The organism is Legionella parisiensis (assembly GCF_001467945.1).
Lineage (GTDB): Bacteria > Pseudomonadota > Gammaproteobacteria > Legionellales > Legionellaceae > Legionella > Legionella parisiensis.
Genome location: NZ_LNYQ01000012.1, coordinates 36,872 through 59,970 on the forward strand (window position 1 = coordinate 36,872; position 23,099 = coordinate 59,970).

A 23,099-nucleotide genomic window follows, 5' to 3' on the forward strand; every position below is an offset into this window, starting at 1 on the left:
TTATTTTTTCTTACCGTTATCTACTGGTACTGGTACTGAATTCGCAGGTACACTTGTTTGTTGAGGAATTATTTGCTGATCCGCTTTTTGATATTGCACAGACACCAAATAGGATAACAATAAACTGGTGACAAAAAACGTCAGCGCCAAACCACCAGTTAGTTTAAATAAAAATCCACCTGTACCCTGGCTTCCAAATAAGGTATTCGAAGCTCCAGATCCAAAAGCCGCACCAATATCAGCACCTTTACCATGCTGGATAAGAACCAGGCCTATTAAGACTACAGCAACAATTACATGAATCATTAATATCAATTGATACATTTCACAATTTCCACAAACTGTTTCGCGTTCAACGATGCACCGCCAACCAAGCCACCATCTACATCGGGCATGGCAAATAACTCCCTGGCATTATTTTCGTTCACACTTCCTCCGTAAAGAAGTGATAAACACTCAGCATCGCTATGATTTATTTCTGCAACCAGATTTCTAATGAACTGATGTACTTCCTGTGCCTGTTCTGGTGATGCAGTTTTTCCTGTACCTATTGCCCAAACGGGTTCGTAAGCTATAACACAATCACGAAAACAATTTTTATCGTGTTTACTTACTGCAAGCAGTTGCTTGGCAATTGCTTGTTCTGTCTGTCCCTTTTCACGTTCAGCTAACGTTTCACCGACACAAAGAATCGGTATCATACCATGTTCTTTTACATGGTGGAATTTTTGTGCCACAAAATTTTCATCCTCGTGAAAAAAATGTCTTCTCTCAGAGTGCCCTACCAAAACATAGCGGCAGTTAAAATCCTTTAACATAGGTGCTGATATCTCGCCAGTGTAAGCACCAAAATCCTTGGGATACACATTCTGGGCACCTATATCAATTGTACAGTCAGCAAGAATATCTCTAGCTTGCGAAATATAAATCGCAGGAGGCATTACGATCACTTGCACATTGTTCATAGATTTAAGTAATTCTTTAAGTTCCTTACTTAATTGAATCACCTGCTGCAGCTGCCCGTTCATTTTCCAGTTGCCAGCAACTATCTTGTGTCTCATCAGAATGCCTCTTCATTTTCAACTGCGGACTATACCCAAACTAATTGCTGATGTGTAGTCCTATCGCAATTTTTTTTATCAAAAGCTTCAATACATAAGTCTGATTTATCACTGAATGTCTAAAGTTCTTTCAATTTGACTTATATCATCACATAGCTTTTGCGCGTGTTGTCTCACTATAGACTCATCCATACCTTCTACCATAACACGCAATAATGGTTCAGTTCCTGAGGGTCTGAGCAATACTCTTCCCTCTCCATTTAGACTTGACTCTAAAGCCCTTACTACCTCGATTACTTGTGAGTGTTCTGCAAGTAAGGTAGCGTAATTGGTTTTTAAATTCACTAAACTTTGTGGTAATAGATTGATGCCCTGAATTAATTGCTGTAGCGTTTTACCCTGCTTCACCATAATTGATAATACTTGTAATGCAGCAACTATCCCATCACCTGTTGTAGTTTTATCCAGGCAGACGATATGCCCCGAAGTTTCGCCACCTATTTTCCAGTCTTTTTCCCGTAAAGCCTCTAAAACATATCGATCACCTACACGTGTTCGGACAAAGGGAATACCTAAACTCTTAATAGCGGTTTCTAAGCCATAATTGCTCATCTGGGTACCAACTACACCACCGTTGAGTACACCTCGCTGATGCCTATCTTTGGCAATAATGTAAAGTATTTGATCCCCATCAATTAAACGACCATCTGAATCAATGAGTATGACACGATCGCCATCACCATCCAGGCCAATACCAATATCTGCGCCTGTACTCACGACTTTTTGTCTTAGTAGTTCAGGAGATGTTGAACCACAATCTTCGTTAATATTAAACCCATCAGGGCGATTACCTATAGAAATTACTTGAGCTCCAAGCTCAGAAAATACATTTGGGGCAATATGGTAGGTCGCACCATTTGCACAATCAACTACAATTTTTAATCCGGATAACCGCGTTAATGACGGAATAGTGGATTTACAAAACTCTATATATCGTCCACTTGCATCATTAATTCGTGTTGCTTTCCCTAAATTCTGAGAAGGCACTGTTTGCATTTTCTTTTCCAGTTCGGCCTCAATTTCTAGCTCGACGCTATCAGGTAATTTACCTCCTTCAGAGGAAAAAAACTTGATCCCGTTATCTTCAAAGAGATTGTGTGATGCACTGATGACTATACCTGCATTTGCTCTTAGTGTTTGGGTTAGATAAGCTATAGCAGGAGTGGGCATAGGTCCAAGCAAAGCAACGTCAACACCGGCAGCGGATAGTCCTGCTTCAAGAGCAGATTCCAACATATAGCCTGATACTCTGGTATCTTTTCCAATCACTACTTTTTTACGTTGGCCATTAGCGAGCACACGACCAACCGCCCAACCCAGTTTTAATACAAACTCTGGGTTAATATTTGATAAACCCACGTGTCCGCGTATACCATCCGTACCAAAATATTTACGTTGACTCATCCTTAACCACCTCTTATCAAGAATTTTTAGCTCTCATGAGCTGATATATTGGCCTTCTCTAACATGGTAATCATATGTAACGCTTGATTAGTTTCATCGACATCATGCGTTCTAATGATTCCAGCACCTTTCAGTGCAGCATAAACTGCGACCGCTATACTACCTATTAACCGCTGATCCACTTCTTTGGCAAGCACCGCTCCAATAGTACTTTTGCGCGATACCCCTAAAAGCAGAGGCCTTTTAAATGGTGCAAAACTATCAAGATTTTTAACTAAGAGCAAATTATCTCGTACTCGTTTTCCAAATCCAAAGCCTGGATCTAAAATTATATTGTTTCTTTTAATGCCGACACGCTCACACATTGTAATACGTTCTGTAAAAAAACGCGTCACTTCAGTTAGCACACCATCTGGGTAATATGGATTTTGTTGCATATTATGTGGTGCTCCTTGCATGTGCATCAGACAAACAGGAACTGCTAGTTTCGCAGCCATTTCGAGAGCGCCCTCAGTGCGTAAAGCATAAATATCATTAATTACGTTGGCACCAGCACTTACAGCAGCTTCCATTACTGCTGGTTTATTTGTATCAATCGAGATGCAAATATCTGAACTAGTACGAATTTGTTCGATGACAGGAATAACTCGATTCAATTCTACCTCGAGTGGAACATGCTGTGCACCTGGTCTGGTAGATTGTCCCCCAATATCAATTAAATCAGCTCCTTGGCGTATAATCTGGAATGCATGTTCACAAGCCCTCTCCGAAGATAAAAATTTACCCCCATCGGAAAAAGAATCCGGAGTAACATTCAAGATGCCCATAATTAATGGTTTTTCGGGTAGATTATCTAATAAAGGTTGGCGTTGACGTGCAAGCCAACCTAAAAATTGCTGTGAATTCACCTGCTTCTCTCACTAATAATCTCAGTGCTCTTCAGCAGGATTTACACTCACTTCATGTTCTGTAGGTTTTTCTGGCGGGTTATTTGTCACCTCAGCTCCATCCAGAGGTTTTGATGACCCCCAGTCCTCGGGTGGAGAAGGTTCCTTCCCAGACATAATCTCTTGTATTTGATTGAAATCTATAGTTTCGTATTTAATTAAACTTTCAGCCATTAAATGCAACTTATCCATATTGGAAACAAGAATTTCTTTAGCTCGCTGGTAGTTTCTGTCAATAATTGCACGCACCTCTTCATCAATTTGTTGTGCGGTTCTATCTGACATTTCTTTATGTTTATTCATTGAGCGACCCAAGAACACTTCTTCTTCTTCTTCGCCAAAAGTAAGTGGGCCTAAAGTTGACAGTCCCCAAGTGGTGACCATTTTACGTGCTATTTCAGTAGAACGCATAATGTCATTTGATGCCCCGGTGGTGACGCTTTCCGGACCAAAAATAAGCTCTTCTGCAATGCGGCCCCCAAACAGGCTGGATAATTGACTTTCCAAACGACGTTTACTATGACTGTACCTATCTTGTTCAGGTAGAAACATTGTCACACCAAGAGCACGGCCCCTTGGAATAATAGAAACTTTATAAACTGGATCGTGTTCTGGTACAGATAAGCCAACGATTGCGTGACCTGCTTCATGATATGCAGTCAGTTTTTTCTCATTGTCATCCATCACCATGGAGCGTCGTTCAGCGCCCATCATAATTTTATCTTTTGCTTTATCTAGTTCTATCATATTGACTTTGCGTTTATTTGCGCGGGCAGCAAATAAAGCTGCTTCATTCACCAGATTTGCGAGATCTGCCCCAGAAAACCCTGGAGTGCCTCGAGCAATCGCCATAATGTCCACATTGCTCTCTACTGGAACCTTTTGCAAATGCACCCTTAATATTTGTTCGCGACCACGGATATCCGGTAACGGGACTACAACCTGGCGATCGAAACGACCCGGACGTAATAATGCAGGATCCAGAACATCTGGGCGGTTTGTGGCTGCAACAACAATAACTCCCTCACTTCCTTCAAAACCGTCCATTTCGACCAGTAATTGATTTAAGGTTTGCTCACGCTCATCATGACCTCCACCAAGACCAGCGCCACGATGACGACCTACCGCATCAATTTCATCAATGAAAATAATGCAAGGAGCATGTTTTTTTGCTTGTTCAAACATATCACGGACACGAGATGCACCCACACCAACAAACATTTCAACAAAATCTGAACCGGAAATTGTAAAGAAGGGAACTTTAGCCTCACCAGCAACAGCTCGCGCTAAAAGGGTTTTACCTGTTCCGGGAGAACCAACTAACAATACACCACGAGGAATGCGTCCGCCCAAATTTTGGAATTTGGTAGGATCGCGTAAAAAGTCAACTAATTCCTTAACTTCCTCTTTCGCTTCATCGACACCTGCAACATCCGCAAAAGTTACCTTAACCTGGTCTTCACCAAGCAAACGTGCTCGTGAACGACCAAACGACATAGCACCTCGACCACCCCCGCCTTGCATTTGGCGCATAAAAAATACCCAAACCCCAATTAAAAGCAGCATCGGGAACCAATTAATAAATAAATGGAGGAGGAAACTTTCCTGTTGTTTTTCTTGACCGCTTACTTCGACCTTGCTTTTCAGTAACTCACCTAACAAAGCATTATCTTGCATGGGCATATAAGTAATAAAGCGCTTATTATTTTTAGTCATCCCTTTGATGATCTTATCATCCTCGATGGTCACTGAATTAACCATACCTTGATCGACTTCTTTCAAAAATTGGCTGTAAGAAAGTTTCTCAGCAACCGAGTTCCGAGGGCCGAAATTACTGAAAACTGAAACAAGCACGATCGCTATAATCAGCCATAAAAACAAATTCTTAACCATGTCGTTCAAAGTATTAACCTCGTTAGTGACGTGCAGCTATTATTTTATGATCAAAATTCTTAAATCATAAAGTTACTATAAATTGTATCCCTTTGCCAGCAAATAGGTTTCTTTTGAGCGAGCTCGGGAAGCCGAAGGCTTTCGAATCACGACTTTCTCAAAAGAAAATCTCGCCTGCTTTACTAACTCATCAAAGCCAGCCCCATGAAAAATTTTAATAAGCATAGAGCCACCAGGCTTTAGCATTTTCTCCGCAAAATCAAAGGCAAGCTCCACCAAATACATTGCTCGCGGAATATCAATTGCCGTGGTTCCACTCATATTTGGGGCCATATCTGATAATATCAAGTCGACGCTTTGTTCTGGGATTAAGTCTATAAGCTTTTGCAACACTTCATCTTCCCGGAAATCACCAAGAACAAAATCCACATCGGGTAAGGCATCCATAGGCAAAATATCCAATGCGACTATGCGTCCGCGACCTTGTAACCGTTCAGATACATATTGAGTCCATCCTCCTGGAGCCGCACCGAGATCAACCACAGTCATCCCGGGCTTGAGCAATGACTCTTTCTCATCTACTTCTTTTAATTTGTATACCGCACGACTGCGATAGCCCTCTAATTGTGCTTTTTTTACATAGACATCATCAAAGTGCTCTTGCAACCATCGCTTGCTGCTTTTAGTACGTTTCATAAATTTATACTGAGTATCAATTTGATCTATGATACTGAATTTTACTACCTTTTCCCAGCAAAACGTGCAATAATTTACCATTTTATCATTCAGTCTCCAAAATCAGTGCATTAGGGTCTGTTTATACTAAGGAACATTACGTGGATACTTCACTCAAAAAATCTCTTAAAGCCCAGGCGCATCATTTGAAACCCGTTGTGCTTCTTGGAGCTAAAGGGTTAACTGAAGCAGTTATTGCGGAAACAGACATCGCCTTGCTTGCACATGAATTAATAAAAGTAAAAATTAATGGGGCAGAAAAAGAAGACCGACTTATTATGGCTGCTGAGTTATGTGAGCACCTTCATGCTGAACTCGTACAAATGATTGGCAACACCGTAGTTATGTATCGTAAAAATCAAGACAAACATAAGTGACAGAACTGCGAGTATTGTATACACTAGACTATATTGTTTCGCAAACGTATATCCCCTTCATGAAGCCAATCCCTAAAATTAATATTGAAAAGGTACTGGGCAAACAAGGGGTAATTAAATTATCGTATGGCCTATGATATTAAAATACATTCCAAATGCTCTGACTTTATTGCGGCTGCTATTAATCGTACCGTTTTTATTTTATTTGTATCGTCATGAGTATGTTATTGCTTTTTATTTATTTATTTTAGCTGGGTTGAGTGATGGGTTAGATGGTTTTTTAGCCCGGAGTTTTAACTGGCAAAGTTTTTTTGGCTCTTTTGTTGATCCGCTGGCTGATAAATTATTAATCGCTTCCAGCTTTATCTCTTTAGCCTTAATCGGTGTATTACCTTGGTGGTTAGTAGCTCTAGTATTCCTCAGGGATTTGACAATTTCCTTAGGAGTAATTGCCTGGTATCAATTTATTCGTCGTAAGTTGGACTTTCAACCCACATCGCTTAGTAAAATTAATACAGCATTACAGCTGACTCTAGTCACTTTTTGTTTATTTGAATTGGCTTATTTTGAATTTCCACCCTATCTGCTTAATGTTCTGATCATTTTGACGACACTGACTACAGCAATAACTTATGTTGATTATATTTGGACCTGGGGCAGAAAAGCATGGCCCAAAAAAGAATCATCATAATGAACAAGCAGTTAGCATTAGCTATACAATTAAATGATGAAGCAACCCTGGCTGATTTTAATTGGGGAAGTAATAAATTGCTGCAACAGCAATTACATAACATGCTTACGAATAAAGAAGATCGCTTGCTTTATCTCTGGGGCAATACCGGTAGCGGTAAAACTCATTTATTGCAAGCATGTTGCCAAGCAGCCCATGCTCATTCCTCTATCTATCTCCCTTTGACGCTCCTCAAAGAATGGGGGCCACAAACTATAGAAGGACTGGAAGAGCAAGATCTAATCTGTATTGACGATATTGATGTAATCGCCAAAGACCCTGCCTGGGAAGAAGCTTTATTTCATTTATATAATAAAATCAAAGATATGGAAAAAGGTGTTTTAATCATTTCTGGAAATCAATCACCAACTACAATTCCCATCCAACTGGCAGACTTGCGCTCTAGATTAAGTTGGGGATTAGTGATTCAGTTAATGGAATTAAATGACGAAGATAAAATTAGCACTCTAAAACTTCATGCTTTAAAGCGAGGGTTTGACCTACCAGAAAGTGTTGGACAATTCCTGCTAAACAGATGCTCTAGAAATATGCATGATCTGCATAATTTACTCAACAGATTGGATGATGCCTCTCTTGCAGCACAGCGAAAAATAACGATCCCTTTTGTAAAGGATACGTTAAATATTTAACTTATTATTATTTACTAAACCAATTCTTTAGACTCCAGCAATTCGAAAGAAAATGACGAAACGTAACGCTTTATGAGATCGACTCAAGGTATGAATAAAAGGCACTTCTCGCATGTCGGTTTAGTGCCTTTTTTATCAACTGCCAAATATTATTAAATTCACAGGATATAATGGCATGCAATCTTTGCGAAACTTTTTCTATGCTCCAATAATAGCCTGATTTATTCTGCACCACTCAAAATAACTGCACAATAAAATCTGCTACTAATTCAAGATTCCTTTTTGGTAAGTAAGTTTTCATGTCTTCACCACAGAAGGATGGATGGTTCAGATACATTTCATACTCTTCATATAAAACAACATGAGGCATCTTCTAAATGTTCGTCCTCAACGGCAATTGCAGGTATCGCACCTGGAGGCTTTGGTGATTTAATAAAAGTGTAATAATTAGCACTTACTCTTGTACCTATTACAACTCTTCCAGAAACAGAGCCATTATTTCCCCGCTCCTCATGCCCTTCTATACGTTGCCCTGATTGTGCAATTCTTTTAGATATTCTGGCAGCGCTGATGACTTTCCCCTGCAAATTTCCCAACTTTTTTTCTTCTTTAATGATCAGATGCTTATCACATAATTTCTGTACACTCTCTTCATTCAAACCAAACCAACTGCTCACTAGCTTGTCAAGCATAGGGCGCTCTATATACCAATAAAGACCCAATGCCGCTAACCCCACTATGGCACTAAAAATAATTACCGGCCAAAAAGCAGGAATTGCTGAATTAAGAATAAGGCCTGACATAAAAAAAGCTACTGATTGACCTGTAAAAAAACCACCACCAAAAAAAAGCAATGCGGAGACACCTGAAATCAGGGTTTTAAATGTTTGAATGCTTTCACTCTTTAGCGCTTCTTCAAATTGCTTACTGGCTTTAGTAAGTGATGCAAAATGTTTTTGCAACATGGAAATTATAAGCTTCAATTGTTTCAAATCACTTGAAGACAAATCTGAAAGATAATAATCGGCTATTTTCTTCCTTATGGATTTAATCATTTGCAATTGCAACAAGTATGCATCTAATAACTTATGCGCATCGCTAAGCTTAATTCCCAAAACATTCGAAACTTTTACTAAATCGAATCCACAAAAAACAATTACAGAAAGAAATGAAAACGCAAATCCAATACCAAGAATTATCGATGAAGGTAAACTGAAAATACTCAACATCGTCACGATACCATCAAATCCCTGACATGCTGCCACCAAAATACCTGCCATTGTGAGTAAGGCAAATTTAATTTTATCCTTCGTATTATTTTCAACCTCTTTTGGTAGATTGGTATCATCTCCTTGCAGGGAATGGAGAAGATTTTGCAATAACTCAGTGCGCAAGGATACAAGAATAAATTCAATTTTTTGTTTTTTTTCTTTTGAAACTTCTCTGGAATTTTTTATGTGCTGTTCATCGAGCCAAGACATCAAAGTTATAAAATCAGTAGGCAAAGATATAGAGGGGAGTTCATGAGGATGAACACCAGAGGCTAATAAATATTTCTTTATCAATTTTTGAGAACGCAGACTTATTTCAATATTCATTTTCTCATAACTGCTTACAACCGTACTTCATAAAAACGCACGATAGAACAATAGAATTTATCGATATGAACATGGTTTATTCAAGTTATATTAAAACAAACCTTAATTGATAAGCAATTACCAACTGGACGATTGAAATATGAATAAATATATTTTTTGATTAAAATATGACCATGAAGTATAATTAATGTGCGAACATTGACCAAGGAAAGCGATCATGAAAAAACTTATTATCGCAGTATTAGTGTTTGTACCTACACTTTTTCTAAGTGGCTGTTATGTTACTACAACAACCCCTAGTAGCTATTATTATTCTAGTTACTATCCTTACTCTTACTCGAGTTACTCCTATTATCCGAGGCGTTACTATTCAGGATGGCGTTATGGTGGCCTGGGTTATGGCGGCTTGGGTTATTGGGGTGGCCGTGGTTTGTATGGTGGCTGGCGTGGTGTCGGTTGGCGCGGTGTCGGCTGGGGAGGCGGTTGGCGCGGTCATTGGCGATAAAAAAACAATTTCAGTTGCCTAAATCATTCAGTTAACCTAAATTCGCTAGTTGAAATTTAGGTTAACTAGTTTTCGAGATGGTTATCGGAGTAACCGAAATTGAAAAGTTCTATTCACGTTTTTACTTTTTTCTTAAGACGCATTGGAACGATACTCTAGTTCCGTATGCCTCATAAAGCATTTAGATACAGAATATTCTGCTTCTTTTGCTTCTTGCTGTAAATCTGTTTTCTTTATTGCAATATAACGGCTTAATCGCGGCGATAAAAGCCACATAAACAGTGCAATAATTAAAGTGACGATACCAATACAGGCAAATACATGCGTATAAATCATCAAAGATCCCACCCCCGGTTTAATTTGCTCGGGAAGTGCAGTATAAGAAGCAACTGTGGCACCAATAAACCCCGCTATAGCAGAAGTTAAAAACCACATTCCCATCACAAAACCTGCAATTTGCGTTGGGACTAATTCTGCAACCATTGCCACCCCAAGAGCGGATACCAATAATTCACCAAGACTTTGAAATAAATAGCTTATAATTAACCACCAGGAAGAAACCATACCTTGATCTGTATAAAAATAGCGAGCAAAAAAAAGCATTAAAAAGCTCACACCGCACATGGTCATGCCCAAAGAAAATTTATAAGGAATGGAAAACTCTATGCCTTTCCTGTGGAAAAAGTTATAAAAATAAGCCAAAACAGGACTCATCAATACTATCCAGATGGGATTTAATGCCTGAAAGCTTTGTGCATCAATTGTGATTCCAAAGAAAACCGGGATAACATTATGTACGGCAAATAAATTCAGTGAGGTTGGCATTTGTTGATACAAAGTAAAGAAAATAATTGCTTCTAACATCAACGCCAAGGCAACGAGCATGCGCATTCGTGAGGTTTTGCTTTCTTTACGCGTCATAAATATATAGTAAATGATGACGGCAATCGTTATAAACCAAAATAAGTTTTTAGCAAGCATCACATGTTGTAATAAATAAGAAGAACACGCAGTGAGCAAAAATATTCCAAACAAGATCATCAACCACTGGGATAACGAGATTTTCCGTCTATCTGCATCAGTATTAATGTGTGCAACAAATTGGTGTTGCAGCCAATAATTAGCTAATCCCATGAGCAAACCGATCGCACTCATCATATAGGCATAAGAATAACCATATCGACTCGAAATCGCCGGACCGGCAAATAGTGCAATCATACTGCCCAAATTGATTGCCATATAATACAAAGTAAAACCGCCATGCAAACGAGGATCATTCTCCTCATAACACTTGGCAAGTAAATTCGAGGGATTGGCCTTAAATAGACCATTTCCGACACAAATTAAACCCAGTGCAAAAAATACATGTTCTTTATCAGTAATTGCTAAAGAAAAATAGCCTGCTGCCAAAGTTATAAGACCAAGGACTATGGTACGTTTGGTACCTAATATTCTATCTCCCAAGTACCCGCCAATAACCACCATCCCGTAAACTAGCGCTGAATAAGCGCCAAATGTATAATAAGAAATCGTATCGCTGTAACCCAAGTAGCGAATAAAAAACAAGGTCAAAATCCCCTGAACTGTATAAAACCCAAACCGCTCCCATAATTCCAACATAAAAATCATGTGAAATGCACGGGGTTGTTCGCGAAGTATATTCAGCATGAGTATTCTTCCTTTGAGGGGTAAGTTTTTAAGTTAAAGGAGTTTTCTATTTTTTGCAATGAGCTTTTGGACTAAAAAATCAGGGGCTGTTGACAACTCGCCAGAGCAAAAATGATGTGAGGCGAAGGAAAACTATTCTGAAATCGACTAATTCAGTTTATGGAATCATTTTCAAATAATTAATTCCGAGCATATTAACTCTTTTTTATCTCTTCTTTTCAATGAGCTTTTCTCAGTTTGAAAAATTGTGCTCGTACTCTTTAATGATAAATCTTCATCTTTTCGGGGGATTCTTTTTAAGAATTCAGTTGCATTTTTTTTACTACCAAAAAAATGCTCTATCATCAAATCAGTTGAAGGTTCCTTGTTATGCTCATATTTTTGTCCTGGGTCGTCTTTTGAGTTGTGCTCACCAGCTCCAGGTCCCAATTTGCTCATCATCCATCTTCCTAGTAGTTGCAGCAGCGGTAACGCCAGTCGAAGTAAAAGGTAGGTAAGCGAAATAGCGGATACTGCAGTTAATATTCCTAAACCCGCTACTGGGAAATATAAAGATACAATCAAACCGCTCATGGCCATTGTACATAAACTCAAACCAACTCCTTTATCCATGACTTGTACAAGTCCAACATTTTTTATTTTCTTGTCTAACTTTGATTCTTTCAACTTCAGTTTAATTAAATATTCTTTTTGCGGATTAAAAATTTCTTGTAACGAGATAATCTGTGCGTAGTGCAACTGAAGCTGCTGTTCTGTGCTCGCATCGTCTAAAGCAGCTCTCAATCGAGATGCTTTGTTTTGACTCTTTTCTATTTGCGATTGTGCACCGGCAATTAACTTTCTAGTTGCTCTTCGCTCCTTACTTAAGTGATAGCATTCATGTAGTGCCTGCCCCAATAAAAAAAGGCTCAAAGTCAATGAGATTGAAGCGGTGGTAAAAGCAATTGCTACTGCTATAGCAGGAACACATATTGAGGTTATTGTCAGTCCTAACACTATTGCAGAAAAAAGCCACCTGGCATTATTACTCCGGTTAACAGGAGCTTTTCCATCTAAGAGATAGGCAGTAAGGTAAATGAAAGGGATAAGAAAAAAATCTAATGCAGCAAAAGCAATTGCGCCAATATTCAATCCTTGTGTAAGTGATGCCGTAGGTTTGATTTTACTAAAGGTCCTTATGGAAGAACCAATCTGCATCATTGCCTTGCCGGAGTCGCCCATAGTTTTGATAATTTGTGCTAAAGACACTATTTTTTTTAAAAATTTCTTAGGTTTTTTCCTATTCGTGGAGATCTCTAAATCAGAATCGAGTGGACGCTGTATGTCTTCAAGTAGTACAGATGCCTTGTATAGAGTATTTGCAATCTCAAATTCTCCCATATCGACCACCAATTGACCATTTTGCGCAAAAACATATACTATACCATTTTCTTTTCCGTTTTGGTGGAAATTTTTACAATAAAAACGTAGACTTGCTAATTCAGCATAAATTCAACTATATTTCACATAGATACTAAATAAATGCGATAAAAATAATCATTATGTCTAAAAAAGCCCTTTATTTGGCAGGTGGTGGTGCTCGAGGCGCCTACCAGGCTGGTGTTCTGAAAGCAATTGGTCATATTTTGCAAGTTAAAACGTTACCCTTTGAAATGGTCAGCGGGGTTAGCGTGGGAAGTATCAATGCAGCAGTACTTGCTGAAAATGCAGATGATTTTCCAACGGCACTTGATAAACTAGAGACCATTTGGAGTGAAATTCATTGCCAACAAGTCTATAAAGCCAGTAACTTCGCATTAAGCAAATCCGTGATGCGGAATATGAGCACCATGATGCTCAAGCAGCGGCAGGCAGCTCATTTACTTGATACTACCCCCCTGAAAGAAATGATTGAAGGTGGTCTTGATTTCACCAAAATTGCGCAAAATATAAGCGATGGATATCTGAATACACTGGAAATAATTAGTAGTTGTTACGAAACACGCCAAACTATTTCTTTTTACGAGCACAGCAATCCCGAATTCACGGACTGGAATTACCCGCGGCACGGCAGCAAGCGCGTTAGCTTCGAGGCAGAGCATATTTTAGCATCCAGCGCCTTGCCTTTATTTTTTCCAACAGTTTTGCTCGATGGATTTCATTATGGCGATGGCAGTGTGGGCCTAGCTGCCCCTCTTCGCGGCTCCATTCGTTTTGAAGTAGACAAAATCCTAATTTTAGGAACTCGAGCACTACCCACATTTGTAGAGCAAGAAAATTTACGCAATCATGATGACATTCCCTTTTCTCATATTTTTGGGAATATGTTAAATGCGCTTTTTTTAGATAACCTTGACCGCGATATTGAAATGGTCAATCGAATGAACGAAATTGCCATGCTTCTGTCGATATGGAAAAAACGCCGCTCGCCATGGCGCCCCATTACAACATTACATTTACGACCCAGTAGAGACTTGGCACCGTTGGCTCAAATACATTTTAAAGCCTTGCCTACATTACTGCGGTACCTCCTCAATTTCTTAGGAGAGAAAAAGCATTCAGGCGATCTTTTAAGTTTTGTGCTTTTCGAACGTGACTACACAAGAGAATTACTTGAGCTTGGTTTTCAAGATACGATTAATAATGCCAAGGAAGTTACGGCTTTTTTCGAGTAACTTTCTTAGTAACCAAATTATCCGACAGCCATCCGTAACAGGGCAATAACCGCGCCTCTCCTATTTCAGTGTCAAATTTTTAGGTAATGTTCTAGCCGTTTGGCTGACATCGGTTTATTAAAATAAAACCCTTGGAATTTATGGCAATTATGTGATTCTAAATACTCCAACTGAGCGGGGGTTTCAACACCCTCGGCAATTAAATCCAAGTGTAAATTGCTTGCTATATCGATAATTGCTTGCAGAATCACTTCATCTGATCGGTTAAAATTAATATTTTTTATAAATGATTGAGCAATTTTTAATTGATCAATGGGCAGTTTATTCAGATAATTGAACCCTGAATTACCCATACCAAAATCATCCAGTACAATACTTACACCAAGTTTCTTCAATTCATTAATTGATTCAATCACATTTTCTGTATTGATAATGACATTTTCAGTGACTTCTACTTTCAGATATTTAGGCTCTAATTTGCTTGTTTTTAATATCTTTTTAACCATAGTAGCAAAATTAGGTTGTATGAGTTGTTTCGTTGCAATATTTACTGAAATAGGAAAGGGCTGGATTCCTTTGTCTTGCCAATCTTTATTTTGAGTGCAAGCAGTCTGAATAACCCATTCACCTATTGGTACAATAAGCCCCGTTTCTTCCGCAACTGGTATAAAATCCGTAGGTAATACAAGACCCTTTTGCGGATGTTGCCAGCGAATTAATGCTTCGACCCCAATTAACTTCTGATTCTTACTGTCATATTGGGGTTGATATTCTAAAAAAAATTCGTTTTCAATTAGTCCACGACGAAGATCGGATTCTTTTTCTAAACGCCCAATACATTTTTCTTGCAATTCAGAGGTATATAATTGAAATTGATTCCCACCTAAGCCCTTTGCCCGATACATCGCTAGATCAGCATTATGCAAAAGCTCTTCAACTGTTGAACCATCTTGGGGATAAATGCTGATCCCAAGACTTGCAGAAATTATAATATCTTGATGGCCGATATGTAGACTTTTATTGATTGTATCTAAAATTCTTTTTGCAATATGTTCGACATGTTCAATTTTATGTATTTCTGCTGAAACAGAAATAAAAATAAATTCATCACCACTTAAACGTCCAATGATATCTTCATTTCTTGTGGCCTCAGTCAGGCGTTCTGCTATTAATTTCAATAGGATATCGCCTGTCTCATGGTTAAAACTATCATTGATAAGTTTAAATCGATCAAGATCGATAAAAATCACGGCAAACATTGAATGATGTTTTTGAGCCCGAGAAATTTCCTGCCTCATCCTGTCGACAAGCCAAGTCCGATTGGGTAATTTGGTTAAGCTATCATGGGTTGACTGATATTCCAGCACTGCTAATGTTTTTTGTAAGGAAACCGTTCGTTCTTCAACAGTTTTTTCCAAAATTTTCTCGCGATTTTTTGATTCTTGCATCAATCGCCATTTTTTTGTTAAAGAACAGGCTAATTGCCTTACAGAAATACTATCAAAGGGTTTTTTGAGAATTAATAAATTGTCGCTCAGCCCTAATTCTGCTACAGTTTTCTCCCATGTATAATCGGAGTATGCAGTGCAAATTACAATCTGTATTTCCTCATCTAATGCCCAAAGACGTTTAATGGTTTCAATCCCGTCTAACCCAGGAGGCATGCGAATATCAACAAAAGCTAGGGCATAAGGAGCTCCCTGCTCTAAAGCCCGTTGAACGTATTGAACCCCTTCCTCTCCTTGAGAAACGCAGTCTATTTGAAAAGCAGGAAAATCAATTTCATCAAATTCTGATTTTTTCAAGTCGTCTTCTATATTATCCCCAAAAACCAGGTGATTGAGTTTGTTAAGTGCAACACTTGATTCTCTTATTTTTAATATTTTTTGAAAGTCAAGATGAATGGCAGGATTATCATCAATAATTAAGATTTTAAAATCATTTTGATTATTCATGATTTACTCCTCTCATCTTTTTGAGAAAACTTGCTTTGCGATTAGGTAAGTAAATGGTAAAAGTAGCACCCTTTTCAATACCCTCACTATTAGCATGAATTTCTCCCCCCAACTCATTTATAGCAAGTGCAGAGGCATGAAGGCCAAATCCATGACCCGATTGTTTCGTTGTAAAACCAAAAATAAAAATTTTATCTAAATTTTCTTTTTCAATACCAATACCATTATCAAAAACCTGGATTTCAATTTTATCTTTATAATTTGTCAAACTCGTTTTAACAATTAGCGTTTTATTTAGATTTGACGATTCGAGTAGCGCATCCTTTGCATTAGACATAAGATTACCTAGAACTTGAAACAATTTTATCTTGTCCACCACAATAGGTTTGATATCACCATATTCTTTCGTAATTTTAATATCTTTTTTTAGGTAAATGCCTGATAAGAGAAGCGTCTCATCAACTAGATCATTAATAGAAATAATCTCCTCAAAGTCATCCACTTTGATAACATTTTGTTGGGTAGATATGATGCTTTTGATAAGTCCCACATTTTTAGAAATTTCTTTTAATTCTCCTGACTGCAGTTCATGTTCTTTGCTCCAACACTGAGCTAATTCATTAATATACGCCACCACATGAATGCCGTGCGGATCTTGACTTAGAAAGAGGGCTAAATCTTCTTTATGAGTGTTAAATAGATCAGCTAATTTTTTTATATCTTTTAAGGGTGATGAATTCTGGCTCGCTATCACCGTTTCGACTGAAATATTAACCGAATTCAGTACGTTACCCACATTGTGCAAAACAGAGGCTGAGATTTCCGCCATACCTAATTCACGTGCTTTTTCAAACTGATGCTGATTTTTAGCTTCTTTATAAGAAGAAGCCAAAAAGGCAACCCCTAAAATGACTATAGTCAATGCAGCAATTATAGTTGCCAAGACGGTTTGATTAAGCCCTTGGTAACTGCTTATACTGATGGGCGTACATAGGGGAGTAAACACTGACGCAGCCATTCCTGTATAATGCATCCCACAAATCGCCAAGCCCATAGTGATTGCCGATAAAATTTTAATCCTGCTTCTTAATTTTAAAATAACCGTATTACTTTTTAGGGCAAACCAAATCGCTGCTACTGAAGCAAGAATTGCCACTAGGATTGATAACAAAAATAGACTAGGCAGGTAAGCAATATTTAAAGAAATAAGCATTGCTGCCATTCCAGTGTAATGCATAGAAGCAATCGCTAATCCTAAAATGAAACCACCTGCAAGAAGATGAATTATATTAATTATTGATTTTTTTAATAAAAACAAGGCGAACCAAGAAGCCAAAATAGCAACAAAAAGAGAAAAAACGGTCCAAATCAAATCGTACTCTAAAATGAGACCAGGGATAGAGAATGAGAGCATCCCAATAAAATGCATAGACCAAATTCCAGATCCCATGGCAATAGAACCACCCACTAACCAGAGTCTCGCATCTTGTTTTGTATTATTGTGATCTCTTAAGCGACCTGTTGAATCAAGTGCTATATAAGAGGCCATTATTGCCACTAAAAAAGAGAGAACAACCAATTTGGGATCATAGACCCCTATTAATTGATTAAGTGGCAGGGGATTCACTTGAAAAAAGTCAGTATCAGTATACATTTCCGTTAATATTCTTTATATTTTGTTTTAAGTGTAGCAGGATTTTATATTGAATATTTTGCATAAAGTGACTAAAAAATCGACTAAAATTATTACGATAATCCTTTTCTATTTAATTCTCACAATAAGTCTCATTGTTTACTTTGCCTTTCATCAAAGCGCAGTCAAACTGGATGGTGGAATTTATTTCGATCAACCTCAATCCATCACTCATTTTGAACTAATTGATCATCATGGGAATTTATTTACAGAAAAACAACTAGAAGGTCATTGGTCTTTACTATTTTTTGGCTTTAGTTTGTGTCCCATGATTTGTCCTTTTACTATGCAAACGCTAAATCAAACTTATGAAAGCCTGGCTAAAAAGAAAAGGCCTCGAATTATTTTCATTTCGGTTGATCCTGAACATGATTCCTTGCAAAGGTTAAACCAATTTATTCATCAATTTAATTCAAATTTTATAGCCCTTAGAGGAGAAATGTCGACGATAAATTCCTTACAAAAGCAGCTGCATGTTACGATCTCAACCACCCCAATGAGTCATGGAGCAGAAATTATACTCATCAGTCCAAAAGCAAAGATGCAGGCTTATTTTTACCATCCTATTCAAGTAAAAACTTTAGTATCGGATTTGAATCACTTAATTAATTAACGTGTGTTCGACAAAATAGGCATAAGAATGCTTTTTGTGTCCTAAACAGGAAGTGACTCTCCGCTTTTTCCTCAGCAAGCTACGCTAACTCATGCAAAAAGGTCAGTACCTCTTGGGTTTCAGGCTTCATGCCGTGCCAAATAAAAAAAGCCTCAGCAGCTTGTTCTACCAACATTCCCAGGCCGTCTACCGCGTCACAACCTGACTCTCTAGCATATTGGACAAATGCTGTTATGCCGTTTTGCTTATAAGATAAATCATAACAAAATGGTTTTGCTGACATGCATGCGGTCGGCAACACTACAAACTCTCCTGCCAAACTGGCAGAAGTCGCATTAATCACGATATCAAAGGGGCCCTCAATCTCATTCAAGCTCACACATCGAGTTTGCGGAAAAGCACGTTGAAACTCCTCCGCTTTGGATAAAGTACGATTCCCAATAAGCAGTTCAGCAGGCTGATGCTCCAATAGGGGATAAACTATTCCGCGTGCCGCTCCGCCTGCCCCTAAGATTAATACACGCTTTCCCTCAACCAAGATATGTCGATGCAAATCACGAATTAATCCCACACCATCAGTATTGTCTGCATGTAATTGATTTGCTTGCATCCATAATGTATTTGCAGCCCCAGCCTTTTTACACCGTAGACTATGCTGTTGCGCCATCGCAAAAGCGCGCTGCTTGAAAGGTAAAGTAACATTCATCCCCTTGCCATTTTGAGTAAAAAAATCAGATACTTGTTGCTCAAAGGACGAATCATCTGCCTTAATTTTTTCGTAAGTCAGTTGCACATTCATTTGTTTAGCAAAACACTGATGAATTATCGGAGATAAACTATGTGCAATAGGATTACCAATAACTGCAAAACGCTGAGACACCTTTACCCTCCTATTCTGGTTAGTTGATTGTATCTGAAGCACTATAACTCACAACAAATTACTGCATTATCAGAAAAACAAGAGAATTGGTAAAGCAACAGAACCCTATACTCCTTTCCTCGTCGTAATTTAATCCTAACCACACTGCTTATGCGATATTAAGCGTGAGTAGATGTACAGGGCAAATTATCAAGGAATTAGCTATATTTCAATGAAGTAATCACCGAATAAATAATTAATTTCTTGAAAAAAACGTATCTCTCTACAAATAATTAAAGTAACTGATCTCTTTTGTTCCTCAATATCCTAATGATACTGAAGAGCAGAGAGATATAATAAGATACTCTTGTTGAGTTAAGGGAAAATTCAATGAGCGACTTTTCCGAAAATGAAAATAATATCCTGAGGAACAGCCCATTATTAAATCATTTATCTGAGGAAAACTATCAAGCATTCATGGCAATTTCATCACGATCTACTTTCGGAAAAGGCGATATTTTGCTTAAGGAAGGAGAGCTAAATGATGATTTTTTTATTATTGTTTCAGGAACAGTTGGACTCTATAAAAAAGAAAATGAAAATGCGGTCCCTGAATTGATCGACACCCTGACCTCAGGTCAAACACTTGATGAAATGAGGGTTATTCAAAACCGCACATGCACACTAACGGTGATCGCAACTGAACCTATAGTTGTACTACAAACCTCTATAAGTAGATTACATGCATTGGAAAATCATCAATGTCATGATGCTATCGTAGAATCAGTAATTAAAATAATAAGCGACCGCTTATTTCACAGTAACGAAACCATTCTCAATAAAATACATGAAAAAAAGAGGAAAAATAAACAGTTTATTTGCATCCTGTTTGGTATGCTCATTCTTGTCGTTTTCTTATGTGAGGTGGGTTTAGGACTTTATTACACTTTAAATCCCACTGATTTTTGTAACCATTTGAATTCGCTTCCCGCTGAAAATACAAAAGTTGCATTCTAGCAATGAGATACAGGACAGCCAAGTTCTATGTTGCAGCCCAGGACAAGCAACGCCGTAACCCAGGCTAAAAACTGCTTCTTAGCTTACCATCAGGCTTTTAGAAACTACTTCAGCTAAATCACGTGATAAATCGAGCTTAGCTAATTGCTCCAATTGCTCTCGCATCAACGTTTGTCTGGGCTTGTCATAACGTTTCCAGCGAGTAAATGGATTTGCTAAACGCGCGGCAACTTGTGGGTTAATTTTATCGAGTGTTACCAACATTTCAGTTAAAAAATGATAACCACTTCCATCAAGAGCATGAAAATTGCGTGGATTTGCCATACAAAATGCACCGATCAGCGCACGGACTTTATTGGGGTTTTTAATACTAAAAGCTGAATGTTTTAATAATACTTTTACATGAGTCAAAGTGTCCGGCAATTGACTGGTCGCTTGAATTGCAAACCATTTATCTAAAACCAAATCATCTCTAGACCATTGTTTATAAAAATCATCAATTGCTTGCTCTCGCAATCCCTGATTTGTGCAATTTACCAATAAGGAGAAACTGGCGATTTGATCCGTCATGGTCTGCGCCGCCATATATTGCTGTTCACATACATCTAAAGCAGTCACTTCCTTAGCTTTCATCATGAGCCATAGACAAACATTACGTAATTTCCTACGACCATAAGCCGGTCCATTCATACGGTTATCTTCTATCTGCCATAGTTGTTGATACAGCGACTGAGCAGTTTCATACAAGAACCATCCTAATTGCTGGTGGAAAAAATCACGGACGTTTTCTACAGCGCTCACGTCCACATTGTCTAGCCTTGTAGCAATATCCTCAAAACCTGGAGGAGTCAGTAATTCCGCACGCAAATCAGCATCTAATGAATCATCCAGCAGCACATGCTTCAAAGCAGAAACTAAAGCAGAAGGAATTTGCCATGTGCTGGACGGTTGCTGTAAGCATTCTTTAATGCAATTCAGAACGAGATTTTGCGCTGCATCCCATTTGGCATAACCATCCACTTCATGCCGCAGTAAAAAAAGCAATTCCTCTTGAGACAAATCATATTTTAATTTAATCGGAGCAGAAAATTCGCGTAGTAATGAAACAACAGGCTTTTCACTCAAACCGGAAAAAGCAAAACTCTGCTCTGCTTCTTTTAATTCTAAAACCTCTTGTTCAATCGACATCTGATGCCCATGAGCATCAAATAAGGCAACACGAATAGGGATATGAAATGGCTTTTTATCCTTACACTCAGGAGTTGGCGGGCAATTTTGTTGCATTTTTAAGGTCAGCTTTCCCTGCGCATACTCACTGGTCACTGTTACCTCTGGGGTACCCGCTTGACTGTACCATCGTTTAAATTGAGTAAGATCAATATGATTGGCATCTTCCATCGCAGCAACAAAATCATCAATAGTAACAGCCTGACCATCATGACGTTTAAAATATAAATCCATACCTCTTCTAAAACCTGCTTTACCCAAGAGCGTATGTTGCATGCGTATTACTTCAGCCCCCTTATTATAAACTGTGGCTGTATAAAAATTATTTATTTCCTGATAAGACTCTGGTCTCACGGGATGCGCCATTGCTCCAGCATCCTCAGGAAATTGAGCACTTCGCAATGCCCTGACATCCATAATTCGGTTTACATCTCGCGAATTCATATCCCGAGAAAATTCCTGGTCGCGAAAAACAGTTAAGCCTTCTTTCAAACTTAATTGAAACCAGTCACGGCAAGTAATTCGATTACCAGTCCAGTTGTGAAAATATTCATGAGCAACCACCCCCTCTACATCAGCAAAATCTTGATCCGTTGCGGTATCAGGACGTGCAAGAATGTACTTGGAGTTAAAAATATTTAATCCTTTATTCTCCATAGCCCCCATATTAAAGTCGCTAACCGCCACAATCATAAAAATGTCCAGATCATATTCCCGGCCATAGACTTCTTCGTCCCAGCGCATGGATTTTTTCAAAGACTCCATCGCATGGGCACACTTATCTTCATTTCCTGGCTCAACATAAATACGCAGATCAATGGTACGGCCAGAACAGGTAACAAACTTATCGCGAATGCACGCTAAATCTCCGGCAACCAACGCAAATAAATACGATGGCTTTTTGAAAGGATCATTCCAAACCACCCAATGACGTCCATCATCAGTAGCGCCTGATTCAAGTAAATTTCCATTGGATAATAAAATAGGGTATTGCTTTTTATCGGCTGATATTCGTGTAGTATAAGCAGCTAAAACATCAGGCCGGTCTAGAAAATAAGTAATGCGCCGAAAGCCCTCAGCTTCGCATTGAGTACAAAACAAATGATTGGAGCGATAAAGCCCGGATAATTGAGTGTTTTTTTGCGGATAAATTCGCGTTACTACATTGAGTATGAGCTCATCGGGACAATTTTCAATCACAAGCGCATCCGCTTGTAACGTATAGGCAGATGATTCCAGTTTTTGGCCATTCATATGTACACTAACCAATTCCAAATCATCACCATACAAGTGCAAGGGACCTTCATGTTGACGGATTAATTTCAACTCACTACTTACCAAAGCATGATCATCATACAGGTCAAAATTTAAATTCACAGTCTTTACTGTAAAAAAAGGAGGCTGGTAGTTTTTTAAATAAACGGTTGTGTCAGGCATGATCATTACATCCTAT

20 protein-coding genes are annotated in these 23,099 nt (G+C 38.5%); 7 read left to right on the forward strand and 13 right to left on the reverse strand.

What is annotated here, in order from left to right; translation table 11 throughout:
• The 6 genes from secG to rlmE all read right to left on the reverse strand — a co-directional run bounded on the left by secG (position 1) and on the right by rlmE (position 6,061).
• Positions 1 to 324 carry a preprotein translocase subunit SecG gene (secG, locus tag Lpar_RS02875; RefSeq protein ID WP_058516496.1) on the reverse strand — a complete coding sequence of 108 codons (324 nt, stop codon included), beginning with the start codon at positions 322 to 324 and terminating at the stop codon, positions 1 to 3.
• Positions 312 to 1,061 carry a triose-phosphate isomerase gene (tpiA, locus tag Lpar_RS02880; RefSeq protein WP_058516497.1) on the reverse strand — a complete coding sequence of 250 codons (750 nt, stop codon included), beginning with the start codon at positions 1,059 to 1,061 and terminating at the stop codon, positions 312 to 314. The genes secG and tpiA overlap by 13 nt, the downstream gene beginning before the upstream one ends.
• A gap of 108 nt (positions 1,062 to 1,169) precedes the next feature.
• Positions 1,170 to 2,525, reverse strand: a complete 1,356-nt coding sequence (gene glmM / locus Lpar_RS02885) for a phosphoglucosamine mutase (protein WP_058516498.1) — start codon at positions 2,523 to 2,525, stop codon at positions 1,170 to 1,172.
• Between the two features lie 26 nt (positions 2,526 to 2,551).
• Positions 2,552 to 3,433: a dihydropteroate synthase gene (folP, locus tag Lpar_RS02890; RefSeq protein ID WP_058516499.1), complete on the reverse strand. Its 882-nt coding sequence runs from the start codon at positions 3,431 to 3,433 to the stop codon at positions 2,552 to 2,554.
• Between the two features lie 21 nt (positions 3,434 to 3,454).
• Positions 3,455 to 5,365: an ATP-dependent zinc metalloprotease FtsH gene (gene ftsH, locus Lpar_RS02895; protein WP_058516500.1), complete on the reverse strand. Its 1,911-nt coding sequence runs from the start codon at positions 5,363 to 5,365 to the stop codon at positions 3,455 to 3,457.
• Positions 5,366 to 5,440: 75 nt separating this feature from the next.
• Positions 5,441 to 6,061: a 23S rRNA (uridine(2552)-2'-O)-methyltransferase RlmE gene (gene rlmE / locus Lpar_RS02900; protein ID WP_058517053.1), complete on the reverse strand. Its 621-nt coding sequence runs from the start codon at positions 6,059 to 6,061 to the stop codon at positions 5,441 to 5,443.
• Positions 6,062 to 6,201: 140 nt separating this feature from the next.
• Between rlmE and yhbY the strand changes: the two genes are divergently transcribed.
• The 3 genes from yhbY (at position 6,202) to hda (ending at position 7,857) form a co-directional block, all read left to right on the forward strand.
• Positions 6,202 to 6,477: a ribosome assembly RNA-binding protein YhbY gene (gene yhbY, locus Lpar_RS02905; protein WP_058516501.1), complete on the forward strand. Its 276-nt coding sequence runs from the start codon at positions 6,202 to 6,204 to the stop codon at positions 6,475 to 6,477.
• 133 nt (positions 6,478 to 6,610) lie between these two features.
• Positions 6,611 to 7,168, forward strand: coding sequence for a CDP-alcohol phosphatidyltransferase family protein (locus Lpar_RS02910; RefSeq protein ID WP_058516502.1), 558 nt, complete (start codon positions 6,611 to 6,613; stop codon positions 7,166 to 7,168).
• A complete protein-coding gene (gene hda, locus Lpar_RS02915; protein WP_058517054.1) occupies positions 7,168 to 7,857 on the forward strand; it encodes a DnaA regulatory inactivator Hda in 690 nt (229 codons plus the stop codon). The genes Lpar_RS02910 and hda overlap by 1 nt, the downstream gene beginning before the upstream one ends.
• Before the next feature lie 347 nt (positions 7,858 to 8,204).
• Here hda and Lpar_RS02920 read toward each other — a convergent pair whose 3' ends face one another.
• A complete protein-coding gene (locus tag Lpar_RS02920; protein ID WP_058516503.1) occupies positions 8,205 to 9,455 on the reverse strand; it encodes a hypothetical protein in 1,251 nt (416 codons plus the stop codon).
• A 217-nt stretch (positions 9,456 to 9,672) separates the two neighbouring features.
• On the opposite strand from Lpar_RS02920, the gene Lpar_RS02925 reads away from it, so the two are divergent.
• Positions 9,673 to 9,960, forward strand: coding sequence for a hypothetical protein (locus Lpar_RS02925; protein WP_082650324.1), 288 nt, complete (start codon positions 9,673 to 9,675; stop codon positions 9,958 to 9,960).
• A 132-nt stretch (positions 9,961 to 10,092) separates the two neighbouring features.
• Here the strand turns inward: Lpar_RS02925 and Lpar_RS02930 are convergent, their stop codons facing one another.
• Both Lpar_RS02930 and Lpar_RS02935 read right to left on the reverse strand, forming a co-directional pair.
• Positions 10,093 to 11,628 carry an oligopeptide:H+ symporter gene (locus tag Lpar_RS02930; RefSeq protein ID WP_058516505.1) on the reverse strand — a complete coding sequence of 512 codons (1,536 nt, stop codon included), beginning with the start codon at positions 11,626 to 11,628 and terminating at the stop codon, positions 10,093 to 10,095.
• 171 nt (positions 11,629 to 11,799) lie between these two features.
• Positions 11,800 to 13,008, reverse strand: a complete 1,209-nt coding sequence (locus Lpar_RS02935; protein ID WP_058516506.1) for a hypothetical protein — start codon at positions 13,006 to 13,008, stop codon at positions 11,800 to 11,802.
• A 161-nt stretch (positions 13,009 to 13,169) separates the two neighbouring features.
• On the opposite strand from Lpar_RS02935, the gene Lpar_RS02940 reads away from it, so the two are divergent.
• Positions 13,170 to 14,282, forward strand: a complete 1,113-nt coding sequence (locus Lpar_RS02940; protein WP_058516507.1) for a patatin-like phospholipase family protein — start codon at positions 13,170 to 13,172, stop codon at positions 14,280 to 14,282.
• A 71-nt stretch (positions 14,283 to 14,353) separates the two neighbouring features.
• On the opposite strand, the gene Lpar_RS02945 is transcribed toward Lpar_RS02940, so the two are convergent.
• Together Lpar_RS02945 and Lpar_RS02950 are read right to left on the reverse strand one after the other, a co-directional pair.
• Positions 14,354 to 16,237 (reverse strand): two-component system response regulator, encoded by a 1,884-nt coding sequence (locus tag Lpar_RS02945; protein ID WP_058516508.1) that lies wholly within the window; start codon positions 16,235 to 16,237, stop codon positions 14,354 to 14,356.
• The gene (locus Lpar_RS02950; RefSeq protein ID WP_058516509.1) at positions 16,230 to 17,891 is read right to left on the reverse strand and encodes an MHYT domain-containing protein; all 1,662 of its coding nucleotides are present in this window, start codon (positions 17,889 to 17,891) and stop codon (positions 16,230 to 16,232) included. Before Lpar_RS02950 ends, Lpar_RS02945 begins: the two co-directional genes overlap by 8 nt.
• Before the next feature lie 49 nt (positions 17,892 to 17,940).
• Here Lpar_RS02950 and Lpar_RS02955 point away from each other — a divergent pair, with 49 nt between their 5' ends.
• The gene (locus Lpar_RS02955; protein WP_058516510.1) at positions 17,941 to 18,543 is read left to right on the forward strand and encodes an SCO family protein; all 603 of its coding nucleotides are present in this window, start codon (positions 17,941 to 17,943) and stop codon (positions 18,541 to 18,543) included.
• Between the two features lie 79 nt (positions 18,544 to 18,622).
• On the opposite strand, the gene aroE is transcribed toward Lpar_RS02955, so the two are convergent.
• Positions 18,623 to 19,423: a shikimate dehydrogenase gene (gene aroE, locus Lpar_RS02960; protein ID WP_058516511.1), complete on the reverse strand. Its 801-nt coding sequence runs from the start codon at positions 19,421 to 19,423 to the stop codon at positions 18,623 to 18,625.
• A 369-nt stretch (positions 19,424 to 19,792) separates the two neighbouring features.
• On the opposite strand from aroE, the gene Lpar_RS02965 reads away from it, so the two are divergent.
• The gene (locus tag Lpar_RS02965) at positions 19,793 to 20,419 is read left to right on the forward strand and encodes a Crp/Fnr family transcriptional regulator (RefSeq protein WP_058516512.1); all 627 of its coding nucleotides are present in this window, start codon (positions 19,793 to 19,795) and stop codon (positions 20,417 to 20,419) included.
• Positions 20,420 to 20,497: 78 nt separating this feature from the next.
• Here the strand turns inward: Lpar_RS02965 and pepN are convergent, their stop codons facing one another.
• A complete protein-coding gene (gene pepN, locus Lpar_RS02970; protein ID WP_058516513.1) occupies positions 20,498 to 23,083 on the reverse strand; it encodes an aminopeptidase N in 2,586 nt (861 codons plus the stop codon).
• Between the last annotated feature and the right edge of the window lie 16 nt (positions 23,084 to 23,099).

What these genes read in the sequence shown, in the direction of transcription:
- secG (WP_058516496.1), bottom strand. Translation starts at nt 324, where the DNA reads ATGTATCAATTGATATTAATGATTCATGTAATTGTTGCTGTAGTCTTA.
- tpiA (WP_058516497.1), bottom strand. Translation starts at nt 1,061, where the DNA reads ATGAGACACAAGATAGTTGCTGGCAACTGGAAAATGAACGGGCAGCTG.
- glmM (WP_058516498.1), bottom strand. Translation starts at nt 2,525, where the DNA reads ATGAGTCAACGTAAATATTTTGGTACGGATGGTATACGCGGACACGTG.
- ftsH (WP_058516500.1), bottom strand. Translation starts at nt 5,365, where the DNA reads ATGGTTAAGAATTTGTTTTTATGGCTGATTATAGCGATCGTGCTTGTT.
- rlmE (WP_058517053.1), bottom strand. Translation starts at nt 6,061, where the DNA reads ATGAAACGTACTAAAAGCAGCAAGCGATGGTTGCAAGAGCACTTTGAT.
- Lpar_RS02910 (WP_058516502.1), top strand. Translation starts at nt 6,611, where the DNA reads ATGATATTAAAATACATTCCAAATGCTCTGACTTTATTGCGGCTGCTA.
- hda (WP_058517054.1), top strand. Translation starts at nt 7,168, where the DNA reads ATGAACAAGCAGTTAGCATTAGCTATACAATTAAATGATGAAGCAACC.
- Lpar_RS02920 (WP_058516503.1), bottom strand. Translation starts at nt 9,455, where the DNA reads ATGAATATTGAAATAAGTCTGCGTTCTCAAAAATTGATAAAGAAATAT.
- Lpar_RS02925 (WP_082650324.1), top strand. Translation starts at nt 9,673, where the DNA reads ATGAAAAAACTTATTATCGCAGTATTAGTGTTTGTACCTACACTTTTT.
- Lpar_RS02930 (WP_058516505.1), bottom strand. Translation starts at nt 11,628, where the DNA reads ATGCTGAATATACTTCGCGAACAACCCCGTGCATTTCACATGATTTTT.
- Lpar_RS02935 (WP_058516506.1), bottom strand. Translation starts at nt 13,008, where the DNA reads ATGGGAGAATTTGAGATTGCAAATACTCTATACAAGGCATCTGTACTA.
- Lpar_RS02940 (WP_058516507.1), top strand. Translation starts at nt 13,170, where the DNA reads ATGTCTAAAAAAGCCCTTTATTTGGCAGGTGGTGGTGCTCGAGGCGCC.
- Lpar_RS02945 (WP_058516508.1), bottom strand. Translation starts at nt 16,237, where the DNA reads ATGAATAATCAAAATGATTTTAAAATCTTAATTATTGATGATAATCCT.
- Lpar_RS02950 (WP_058516509.1), bottom strand. Translation starts at nt 17,891, where the DNA reads ATGTATACTGATACTGACTTTTTTCAAGTGAATCCCCTGCCACTTAAT.
- Lpar_RS02965 (WP_058516512.1), top strand. Translation starts at nt 19,793, where the DNA reads ATGAGCGACTTTTCCGAAAATGAAAATAATATCCTGAGGAACAGCCCA.
- pepN (WP_058516513.1), bottom strand. Translation starts at nt 23,083, where the DNA reads ATGCCTGACACAACCGTTTATTTAAAAAACTACCAGCCTCCTTTTTTT.